Origin of the sequence: Halorubrum sp. SS7 (assembly GCF_005435055.1) — an archaeon.
GTDB classification, from domain to species: Archaea; Halobacteriota; Halobacteria; order Halobacteriales; family Haloferacaceae; genus Halorubrum; species Halorubrum salinarum.
In genome coordinates this window covers 1-11,546 of the sequence record NZ_SGXV01000028.1, presented here as the reverse complement: position 1 = coordinate 11,546, position 11,546 = coordinate 1, and the positions used below count along the sequence as shown (strand labels likewise).

The following is an 11,546-nucleotide window of genomic DNA, read 5'->3' as shown; positions in this document are numbered from 1 at the left end:
CTCGACCTGTTCACGGCGGCGAACCCGCTCGCGAACTACGGACTCCTCGGGGTGGGCGGCGTCGTCGTCGCGGTCGCGCTCGTCGCCGGTGAGGCGGTTCCGGTGTAGGGGGTATGCTGTATGACCATTTTTGAACGTAGATTTCTGAGCGTCACCCCGGCGCGCGGGTGTCTATTTTATACGCTCTTGAGCTCCGAAACGTCACTGGCCAAGAAAAGCCAGTGACAGGTGACAATGGACGCAAAACAGATTCCAATACTGTTCGCGGCAGCACTGTGTTTGGTAGCATTGTTTATGTTGGCAATCCGAATTTTGTCCGTCGGTTTCTGAAACGCCGATGGACACCTCCGTTTTGCCGTTCTGATTTATTTGGAGGATGTACTCCTGAGAAGGAGAGCCAGATTACTACCCGGAGGTGGGTGTGTATTTCAACTCTATTATGGTGGTTGTACTTACCTGCCTTCTGTTACCGATTAGAGACTTCATCTCTCCTTCTCACTCAAAAGTTGAGACTGGCCGTCTCAATGCATACGGATCTGACACTGATTTCTTTGTACAGGGTCTCTCGATCAGTCGAGCCCGTGATTTAATTTGAGCGCGTCGTCGATTTCGCACATTGTCGCGTCGTCGAGACTGCCAGCAACCGAATGGATTCGGTTCTCGACAGACACGACTCGAATTTGGTCAAGCCGCACGAAGGGGTCTTTCTCAAACAGTGAGTCCGATGCTTCCACAAGTAACGCCAATCGATCCGTCAAGAAGTGAGAACGATGATACCCGACCGAGGATTTCTTCTGTCCGACATACTACGGTCGGTAGCGGCCGAAGCTTACAATATACACTGAATAGTGAACGGAGCATATAAAATGATATCAACACCCAGGAGTTTGCGTGATGAGAATAAACGGATCGCGCTCGCGGTTGTAGTCGGCGACGTCTCCGGCGACCGCCTCGATGAGTCGGCGATGAACTTCTCTAGCTGCTCGTCCCTCGTCTGGGCTTAGGTAGTGGAACCCGCCCAGACTCTTCCAGAAATCACCGTCAAGCCAAAAGAGTGTCTCGTCGTCCGACTGATAGATGATATCGCCGTTATCGGTCAGTCCCTCGGTGTCAAGTTGACGACCCGAGAGCTGGGCGCGTGCCAGCACCGCCACAAGCTGCCGGCGTGAAATGGATGCATGAACAGCAACATCGTCGATCAAACTCCCGAAGTAGGCTTCGACAATATCAATCGTTTGGGAGAACTCATCGAGCGTAACGGAATCTAACGGTATTGTTTCTCTTGGTACTTCTCGAGTTTCCCAAGAATAAGAGCCGCTAAGTAATACGTCAGATGCAAGGTTGAGTTCAATACTATCCGCCGTTCGACAGTACTGTGTTCTATCCCTGCTCTCGTCCGCAGTGACCTCTTCTAAATACATATTCTCAGAAAGTTCCTTCACACGTCTATAACAGGTGGCAATCGGGATATCTAGCTCTTGACTCAGCCAGCTAACTGATCGCGGTTCCTTCGCCGCCCGCAGTATATCTACGCTGTATTTCCGCCCGAGTACCTCAACTGCTTCCGTCGACATCTTGTTACCACGATTGATTCTCAAGGCTGAATAGCTGTACCCTATATTTATCGATCTAATTCTATTAGGGCCGATATGAAATGGTTCTCTAAGCGAAAACATAATACAGCGGAACAACAAAATCGGATGTATGAGCGATGGAGACGCGTACACGGACCATACCCCCGCAGGACTTCTCGAGTTGTCTTCGGAACTGAATCAAGCTGGTTCTATCGAGGACGTCTCTGTCGTTGCTGTCCGAATGTTGGATCTCAATTTTGATGCGCCTCTTTCGGCGATCTGGGAGTACAATGAAGAGGGAAACGAACTCCGCCCAATCGCCGAATCAACTGAGGCACAAGAGGTGATTGGCGATGCACCTATCCTTCCAGTTGATTCTCTCGCGGGGCGTGTGTACAGACAGAATCGTCCGGAAGTGTTCGACGATGTCCACGAGGCCGACGGCACGTATAATTCAGGCACCCCGATTCGGAGCGAAATTCTCGTGCCAATCTCGGACTTCGGCGTCTTGAGTGTCGGAGCTACTGAAGTGGATGCCTTTACCCAGAAAGACGCAGAACTGGCGAAACTCGTCGCCTCGAATCTCGAAGACGCAATTTCACGAATCCGATACGTCGAGGAGCTACAGGCCGAGCGTGATTGGACACACACGTTGTTTGAAGGCTCCAACGATGCCATTTTCATTAGTGATTCAGATGCGAACTTCGTCCAAGTGAATCAGGCTGCTTGCCAGTTAACTGGCTATGCGCGAGCGGAACTCCTCTCGATGCGTATTCCCGATCTTCACGAAGAGGTCGACTTACATGCCTATCAGGATTACCACGACCAAATTTTAGCCGGCGAACCAGCAACCACTGAAGCGAAACTACTTCGGAGCGACGACAGTAAAATCGATGTCGAGTTCTCGAACCGTCGGATCGAGCGCGATGGGGCGGCCTATATGCATACCGTTGCGAGAGATGTGACGGAACAGCGGGAACGCCGGCGTCGCCTAGAGTCATTTAAATCGGCCATCGAGAACGCGAGTGATGGGATTGCTATTTTGGAGAACGAGGAGTACACGTACGTTGATCAAACGCATGCCGAAATGTACGGGTTCGAGGACCAAGATGAGTTACTCGGGCAGACTTGGCGTGATTTGTATACTGATCCCGTTGAAATCGAGCGAATGGAGGATGAGGCGCTTTCAGCGCTCCGATCTGATGGTGAGTGGAGAGGCACTGTAACTGCCTCTCCAGAAGGCAAGGAAGAATTTCCGACTGAACTATCGCTGACACGCTTGGAAGACGATCGAATTGTCTGTGTTGTCCGTGACGTGTCTGAAAAATATCGGCGTCAAGCGGAACTTCGGGAGAATGAGCGGCGTTTCGAGTCGGTGTTCGAAGACCCCGAAATGCTGGTGGCGTTATTAGAAACTGATGGTGAGACGATTGAGGTCAATGAAACAGCGCTAGACTACGTTTCGAACGACAAATCCGATATCTTGGGGGAACCGTTCTGGGAAGGAGACTGGTGGTCGCATTCCTCGGACCTACAAGAAGATCTTAAAGGCTGGATCGAACGAGCGGCTGCTGGCAAGTACGTCAGTTTCCAGGCGGAACATCCGGATCGGGACGGTAATATGCGGTTCGTTACGGGCACAATCCGTCCGGTTACAGGGGAATCAGGCGTCGAATCACTCGTTATTTCCAGTCGGGATATCACGCCCCGCGAGCAGCGCCGTCGCGAATTGGAGACGTTCCAACAGGCTGTCGAGGATGCGAAAGACGGCTTCGCCATCCTCGAAGATGGAGAATACACCTACATCGACGAGACACACGTGGATATGTATGGATTCGATGATACTGACCAACTCATCGGGAACTCTTGGCGGATACTCTATGACGAAGATGAGGTAGAGCGCCTTGAGTCGGAAGCCTTCCCTGTTCTTGAGTCGGAGGGGCACTGGCGGGGCAAAGTAACCGGATCCCAACCAGACGGAACGACGTTCCCGGCAGAGATCTCTCTGACTATCATCGATGATGGTCCCCTCGTGTGTACTGTGCGCGATGAAACTGAAAGACAGCAACGGGAACGTGAACTCGAACTCAAGGAGCAAGCGATTGACTCCTCGAATGTTGGGGTTATGATCACCGACCCACAGCGAGAAGGCAACCCAATCGAGTACGTAAATAAAGGATTTACCGACATTACTGGCTACGAAGAGGACGACGCGTTGGGTCGTAATCCACGTTTCCTCCAGGGACCCGAGACAGACCCAGACGAAATATCGAAGCTCCGAGAGGCGATTGCGGCCGGTGAACCGGTGACAGTAGAATTGAAAAACTACCGAAAAGACGGGAGTGAATACTGGAATCGATTGTCCGTCACGCCAGTCACTGATGTAGATGGGACGCTTTCGAAGTTTATTGGCATACAGCAGGACGTAACAGGTCGGAGGCAACGGACTCGGAGCCTGGCAGAACAGAACCGGAAACTCGAATTGGTTCTTTCTGGAACGGACACTGGTATTGCAGAGTGGAGTCTTGAGACGGATCAGATATCATTCGACGACACGCTTGTCGATTTACTTGGCCATGATCCGGACAATTATGAAGAGTTCGTACAGATCGTCGCGCCGGAAGATCGGGACCGTGTTCGTGAGTCACTAGAACAAGTCGGCGAGACCAACGACTTGTCTGCGGATTTCAGAGTTATTGATGCCAACGAACAAACGCGATGGATACACACAGATGCTGTTCTGATACCCGATGACGAAACTGGAGAGAGACTTGTCGCGATTGCCACGGACATAACGGATCAAAAACGACGGATTCGGCAGATTCAACAGGAGCGGAAGCGATTCGAGATCCTCTCGGAAAGTCTCGAGGAATACGCCTTTGTCCTTCTCGATGACGATGGACAGATCGACAGCTGGAACGATGGAGCAGCCGACATCTTTGGATATGACGAAGAAGCTGCAATTGGTATGCCAGCAGCAGAGTTACACCCTGAACAGGATCAAAAACGTGGGATTGCTGATCGGTTACTAAAACAGGCATCACTCGCAGGAGAAAGTACTCACGAAGGACAGCGAGTCCGTCAGGATGGATCGTCGTTTCCTGCAGAAGTCTCATACGTCCCGCTTCAAACTGAAGATGGAGTGTTCCTGGGATACGGGATGGTCATCAGAGATCTTACTAACCAGCGTCAACAGCGGCGTAGAACAGAGCGGTTCGTTGAGGAATCAGTCGACGTCGTGTCTATCTTAGATCGCGACGGGTGTTTCACCTATCTTAGTGGCTCTACTGAACGGGTTCTTGGATATGATCCAACTCAGCTAAATCAAGAGAGTGTCTTTGATATTATCCATCCTGAGGATCGGGAACGTGTAATGGAAGCGTTTTTCGCCGCCGTGGAGGATTCCGATTCAAGCGTTCAGCTAGAGTTCCAAGCAATGGATGCGGATGAGGAGTGGATTACTGTAGAGGCACGTGGACGGAATCTCTTTGACGATGAAGCAATTGGTGGGTTTCTGTTATATATACGTGACATCAGTAATATAAGAGAACAAACGAAAAAATTCGAATCCGTATTCAATCAAACGTTCCAATTGACAGGGCTGATGACCCAGAGTGGTGAAATCCTCGAGCTAAACGACCCACTCACAGAGTTCGGCGGCATACGTGTGGAGGAGAGCAGAGGCACACCGCTCTGGGAGTACTCTCTGTTCGCGCATTCGTCTGAAGTGCAAACTCAAATCAGGCAGGCAGTTACTCAAGCATCTTCGGGTTCATTCGTTCGGTTCAACGTGGAAGCAGAAGGCGTTGATGGACTCGCCAGCTTCGACTTCTCGGTCAAGCCGATCTCAAGCCAGCGCGGGGAGCTTAGCTTCCTGGTATTCGAGGCACGAGATATCACAGCTCAGGAGCAGCGTCGGCAACACGTCCAGGTCTTACACCGGATTATGCGGCACAATATCCGAAATGATCTGACGAAACTGAGAGGGTATGTCGATCTGCTTGCGTCGGACACAGAGACAGACACTCGTGAACAGCGCGCTGCGACGATCCGAGACATTCTCGACAAGTGGGAAAGAATGGCAAACAAGACCCAAGAGCTCCAGAATATACTCACGAGCGAGAGCGCTCTCGCTTCCTACCAGAGTGCTCAGCAAATAGCTCAGGATATTCAAGCCAAAAAAGAAGACGAATATGCTAATGCGAATATCACTATCACAGCCGACCACGATCTAGAATCACAAATACCGAGTGAACTTGACAAGGCGATTTCTGAGCTCGTTGAGAACGCCATCACAGCGAACGATACTGAGCATCCATCCGTACAGATCAGTGTCTCGCAAGCCGATGAACGGTGGGTAGAGGTTTGTGTGTCCGATACTGGGCCTGGACTCCCGGAAATGGAGAAAAATCTCCTCGAAACTGGCGAAGAAACGCCGCTGAGTCACGGGCAGGGACTCGGATTGTGGATGGTGCGATCACTGGTGGCTCATGCCGGGGGATCGATTTCAGTTGAAACCTCGGGCGATGGGAGTGAGATCACATTGGAAGTCCCCACCCAACCGGCTCGAGAGGACTTATAAAAACCGGGCATCGTGTCGTAAACTATGACCCAAAACGGAAACACAAAAATCCTGGTCGTCGAGGATGACCAAAATTTGGCTGAGCTGTATGCAGAGTGGCTCGCAGACCGCTATGTTGTCGAAACCGCATACTCTGGCGAAGAAGCCTTGGAGGCGTTCGATGCGACTGTCGATATCGTTCTTCTGGATCGGATGATGCCCGGGTTATCCGGCGGAGAGGTTCTCACGCGACTCAGACAATATGAGTCGAACTGCCAGGTGGTTATCGTCTCTGCGGTGACACCGGACTTCGATATCGTCAAAATGGGATTCGATGCGTATCTCGAAAAGCCCGTTGAAGCTGACGACCTCGAAGACGTTATCTCCCAGATGCTCACTCGTGCCGAGTACAACGAGGATCTGCAAGAGCTGTTCTCGCTGATAGAACGCCAATCGACCTTGGAAGCCGTCATGGAGGCAGATACCCTCGAAACGAGCCCGAAATACCAGGCACTCACAGACCAAATCACAGAACTCGAGGATAAAGTCGAACGGTACCTCCAGAACCTGCCAGACAGGGATTTTCGAGTGGCTATTGAGCGCCTGCAACGAACAGCAGCAGAGCGCAGGGAACAACAGCAGTACCAGTCCCTCACTGAAGACGTCCTGGACACATCAGAGGAAGGGATCGTTGTAGTTGATCGCGACGGACAGGTGGTGTGGGCAAACGAAACTACGGAAGAATTACTCGGAGTTGATAGAGACGATATCCAAGGGTCTGACTACAGTCGCATTGCTTCTGAATCGTACAAGGAATATCCCTCAGGTGAGCAAACACTGTCTGACCTCGTAACTCATTCTCTAGAGAATATGCATTCCGAAGTCGAAGCCGTCGTCCGTATCCCTGAAACGGCTTCGAAAGAGCAGCAGTGGTTGGAGTACTGGAGCGGGCCGATCAAAACTGGTCTCTATGCGGGCGGGCGGATTGAACACTACCACGACATTACAGAGAGGTACGCGTATGAACAACAGCTCGGGGACCTGCATGCGGTTTCTCGCGATCTAATGACAGCCGACTCGGAACGTAGCATCGGCGAGACCGTGACAACTGCCGCAGTCGGTGAACTCGGATTCGAGTTTGCCGCGATATATACACGAGAAGAGCACACGGGACGCTTGGTCCCACTAGCACACGCATCCACGGAAGATGTTACTGAAATCGATCTTCCCACTATCTCTGAAGGAGACACACCAGTCTGGACGACCTATGTGACTCGAACGGAACAGTTGGCTCCCGACGACGAAGACGTAGTAGATACTCGGTCAAGCCAGTGGTTGGCAGAGGAGTTCTCGTCGTGGCGACTCTACTCACTAGAATCAGAGGGGGTTCTGTTGGTGGGGATGACCACGACGTCAGAGATCTCCTCAAGAAAGAACAAATTGGCAAAGACGTTAGCAGCGAACGCAGCAAGCGCATTCGAACGAACAGCACAAGAGGCGGCCCTTCGGCAACGCGACCAGCGGTTAAACGAGCAAAACGAACGGCTGACACGACTGGATCGAATCAATACACTGATACGGTCGATAAGTGCCACGGTTATCAGTGCAAATACACGAGAAGAACTGGAGCAAGAGGTCTGTAATGCTTTAGCTCATCTGGATCTGATTAGCGGGGCGTGGATCGGTAAAAAAGATATTAATACGAATACGATCGAGGTCAGAGCCAAAACGGAGTCGCTCCAATATCAAAAAGTGGGGGCGAACGACACTCCAGCAGATGACAATACCCAGCGGAGTAACTCTACATTGCCACCTGCTGAACGGGCATACAGGATTGAAGGTTCGGTCGTGGAGAGCGACTTAATGACCGCTCGCTCCGAAACGGAGTGGGAACAAGACGCACTGAAAAATGGCACCAACTCGATTGTGGCTGTACCACTACAGAGCGAGGCGTCGATCCTTGGCGTATTAGAAGTCCACTCCAAACTACCAAACGCCTTCGCTGAAGAAGAGGTGACAGCCCTCACAGAGCTCGGTCAAATAATAGGTCACGGGATATCAGCACTCCGGCAAAAGGCGGCGCTTCTATCTGGTGGGGGCACAATTCTCGAAATTCAGTTCGAGGACGATACTGGCCTTGCAACTCTTGTTTCGGATATGGAGACGGATCTCGAAGTGTTGAATGTAGTGACTGAGAGTCCAGATCACCTCCTGTTCGCGCGAGTGACCGGTGAAAACGTGACCCCCGAGGCGTTCGAAGCTGCTGGTTTCGATCCAGAGACGGTCATTTTGAGCGACTCTCGAAATGGTATCTACTGTAAAGTCCCGGTGCGGAACAGCAGCTTTTGCGAGAAACTGACCGACCAAGGAGTTGCGATAAATCAAATCACAAACGCTTCCGAGTCCAACGAGATCGTGGTTTCAGTAACCGTGCCATTCACCGTCGACGTCGGGGAATATCTGAGTTCACTCCGGGAAGACTACAGCGATCTCACCCTGTTATCCAAACTGGATAGTGAGCGGGGAGAAACTAATACCTCTCTCTCAGCACGTCTTGATGGAGCTCTTACCGCCCGGCAAGAAGAAGTCTTGCAGACGGCGCTCTACGCAGGATATTTTAATTGGCCGCGGGATGCAGATTCGACGTCGATTGCCAAGACTCTCGATATCGCACAGTCAACGTTCAACCAGCATCTTCGAGCTGCTGAGTCTAATCTGCTGACGACTCTCTATCAGGATTCAACCGAGCTGTGACCTGCCTCAGTATCACGTTCTACAGTACTCGGGCTGTCCTGCTTATCGACATTCGGAAAACTGGCTCCAAATAGTGGGCCTTTCCATATAGGCATTAAATTTGGCAACCCGATATTAGAGGGTAGAAGACGTTTGATTGTAGAATAGATGTATTCTTTATGGCCCAAAGCTCTCCGCACCGAGAGTCTGAACCTACGGGATGGAGTACAGATTCCCAAATAGTGCGTGAATTTGATAGACCTGTCCGTGTTTCGGATGCGGTCATTGAGACACTTATGGAAGCTGTCGAAGACTGGCCGGAACTCAGTAGATCACCTCCGGTGTTCGAATTTGTTGATACAGACAAATTAGATGGCTTGTTCAAAACTCGTACAGTCGAGGAGACCAGTCATATGCCCTCTGTGGAGTTTCTCTTTCAGGACGCACTTGTGACGGTCATGTACGCATCAACGGTGCGTGTCATCGTCGAACGAGATGCGTGAGTGAGAATAGATGACCCATTCCAGTACCGTTCTGATCGTCGAAGACGAAGAGAATCTCGCTGACTTGTTTGGCATTTGGCTACAGGAGCAGTTCGAGGTTCATGTGGCCTATTCCGGGGAAGATGCACTGGAAATCTTCGCTGAGGAACCGATTGATATTGTCCTTTTAGATCGTCGAATGCCGGGCCTCTCTGGCACGGAGGTGCTACAATCAATTCGTGAAGGCGGCGATGCCCAGCAGGTGATCATGGTAACAGCTGTTCAGCCAACGGAAGACCTAGCGTCCATCGATGTGGATGACTATCTTCTCAAACCAATCGACCGGACGAAGCTTCTTCGAGCTGTGGAAGCTGCGGAGCTGGTTCTAACATACGAAGATTCACTCACAGAGCTTCTCTCACTCACCGCGAGGAAAGCCACGTTAGAAGCGAACCTCGACAAGACAGAGCTAGAAAAGGACGACCGATACGGCGGTCTCCTCCAGAGAATACGAGAGTTGGAGGAAGAAGCTGATACGACACTCCAGCGTCTCGAGACAGATTATCAGATCGATATGCTGGTCAGAGACCAGCGTATCGGATCCCAACCTGTAGAGCAGTTCTGATATGGTGCGAGGAGCCGTGGCATCCACTAATTGTGCTACCAGCAGCAGTATCGAAGTACTCGCAGAAAATAAATATCCACTGCTCATCGGATTGGTCTTCGTACGAGCTATAGATGCGAGTCTCACGTACTATGGGCTAAGCATCGGACTGCGAGAAGCCAATCCGATTGTCGTACTTATTGTTGAGACTCTCGGAATCATCCCCGGCCTATTCTTTCTCTCGTCGGTGTCACTAGTGTTATTATTCTTTCTTGGTGAATACCTGCTTCCCTGGGTCGGACAATCGAGACATAATATCGATCTGTGGAGCAATGTAGCATACCTTTCAGCTTTGGTCGTATGGAGCGCTGTGTCGCTTCATAATATGGTACTCATTTGGATATGAGATTGATCGAGTTTGTCGGCGTATTATTATATGTTTCAATTGTGTTAATTATATCATTTGCTATGCTGCTTTCTCTGCTTTAATTTCTGCAATGAAGCTCCAAACCCTCACTTTATAAACGGTATAGGAGGATGGCTTAACCCTGCGGAAATTCACGGATTAAAACTGGATAGAGTATTGGCACCTATTAGCAGAGACAATCCACGAGTTACACTATACATAGCCCCGTTCACCCCTCAAAGCCGGATTATAGATAGTAAGGCCAATACTTAGACGTTGACAATATTGATCAGGTACATCTATTGGGTTCAGAATTATGTTCTTCCTCAATAATAATCGAACCGGATACCTCTCAAACTGGTATCCAGCGAAGCGTCAGAGGCACACCCACCCCACCCCCCCCCGTTTAATTAAATATAACACGCGTTTTGAGTTCGTTCTACTTTCTATAGACTGATGCCCTACACCAGTCAGTCCTGTCGGACTGTGTTTCGACGAATCGCCCAACGACAATATAGTGAGTGGCCGGCGTACAATTCGACACCACTGTACGATCGAACGTCGCTCGCTGGACTGGAATCAGATATCCGGACAGTCTCGGAGACGTGGTTCGATCACGATAGTCACGACTCTATCGAGGAGTTCGTCTGTGCACTCCCGCTAGCCTACTTTCGATTTAGCGCCCATGATCAGTATGCGGGGTCGACACGCTACCAGATGGCCACTCTCTTCCGGGTGTTCGTTCTGCAAGAATGCCACGGGTGGGAGCACGAAACCGCACTCGTTGGCTACCTCAGGAACCGCCCTGAACTCCGCGATAAACTGGGGTTCGAGACGATCCCGTACCAATCGACACTGTGGCGAAGCTGGCACGAGCGGTTCACCCCTGACCTCCGAGAGACTGTCGAGACAGCGGCTCGAACGATTCTCATCAAAGCACAGAATGTAGGTGTCGCGGTTCCGCGTGAGCCGGCACGAAAGCTCCGATACCACGGGAACGAGTCTGGTGAGTCAGACCCGAATGATCAAACTACGTTGGAGCAGGCAGAGAAGATCACCGGACACGTCAGCCGCATCGTGTTCCCGGCGTTTTCGCTGGAACGTGGCGAGGGCTGTGAGATACACGAGAACGCCTACTGGGACTTACAGACGTATCTCGGACTTCGCGAGCGGCTGGCTGCGAACG

7 protein-coding genes and 2 pseudogenes are annotated in these 11,546 nt (G+C 51.2%); 7 read left to right on the top strand and 2 right to left on the bottom strand.

The features are described 5' to 3' along the window. Window positions 1-108: pseudogene (locus EXE44_RS21460) on the top strand (metal-dependent hydrolase); the annotation flags it as partial. Between the two features lie 461 nt (window positions 109-569). On the opposite strand, the pseudogene EXE44_RS15665 reads toward EXE44_RS21460, so the two are convergent. Together EXE44_RS15665 and EXE44_RS22080 are read right to left on the bottom strand one after the other, a co-directional pair. Continuing rightward, a pseudogene (locus tag EXE44_RS15665) lies at window positions 570-740 on the bottom strand (type II toxin-antitoxin system PemK/MazF family toxin); the annotation flags it as partial. Between the two features lie 132 nt (window positions 741-872). Next, the gene (locus EXE44_RS22080) at window positions 873-1,274 is read right to left on the bottom strand and encodes a hypothetical protein (RefSeq protein ID WP_137706252.1); all 402 of its coding nucleotides are present in this window, start codon (window positions 1,272-1,274) and stop codon (window positions 873-875) included. A 430-nt stretch (window positions 1,275-1,704) separates the two neighbouring features. Here EXE44_RS22080 and EXE44_RS15655 point away from each other — a divergent pair, with 430 nt between their 5' ends. The 6 genes from EXE44_RS15655 to EXE44_RS22065 form a co-directional block, all read left to right on the top strand. Then, window positions 1,705-6,156, top strand: coding sequence for a PAS domain S-box protein (locus EXE44_RS15655; protein WP_137706225.1), 4,452 nt, complete (start codon window positions 1,705-1,707; stop codon window positions 6,154-6,156). Window positions 6,157-6,180: 24 nt separating this feature from the next. Next, entirely contained in the window at window positions 6,181-8,889 is a 2,709-nt protein-coding gene (locus tag EXE44_RS15650; RefSeq protein ID WP_137706226.1) for a response regulator, read from the top strand. A gap of 158 nt (window positions 8,890-9,047) precedes the next feature. Further along, a complete protein-coding gene (locus EXE44_RS22075) occupies window positions 9,048-9,371 on the top strand; it encodes a HalOD1 output domain-containing protein (RefSeq protein WP_158293471.1) in 324 nt (107 codons plus the stop codon). A gap of 10 nt (window positions 9,372-9,381) precedes the next feature. After that, complete coding sequence (locus tag EXE44_RS15645; RefSeq protein ID WP_137706227.1) at window positions 9,382-9,975, top strand: response regulator transcription factor; 594 nt, start codon at window positions 9,382-9,384, stop codon at window positions 9,973-9,975. A 1-nt stretch (window position 9,976) separates the two neighbouring features. Continuing rightward, complete coding sequence (locus EXE44_RS22070; protein ID WP_369333759.1) at window positions 9,977-10,360, top strand: DUF5658 family protein; 384 nt, start codon at window positions 9,977-9,979, stop codon at window positions 10,358-10,360. 456 nt (window positions 10,361-10,816) lie between these two features. After that, a partial coding sequence (locus EXE44_RS22065) for a transposase (RefSeq protein WP_199241227.1) occupies window positions 10,817-11,546 on the top strand: 730 nt, incomplete at its 3' end.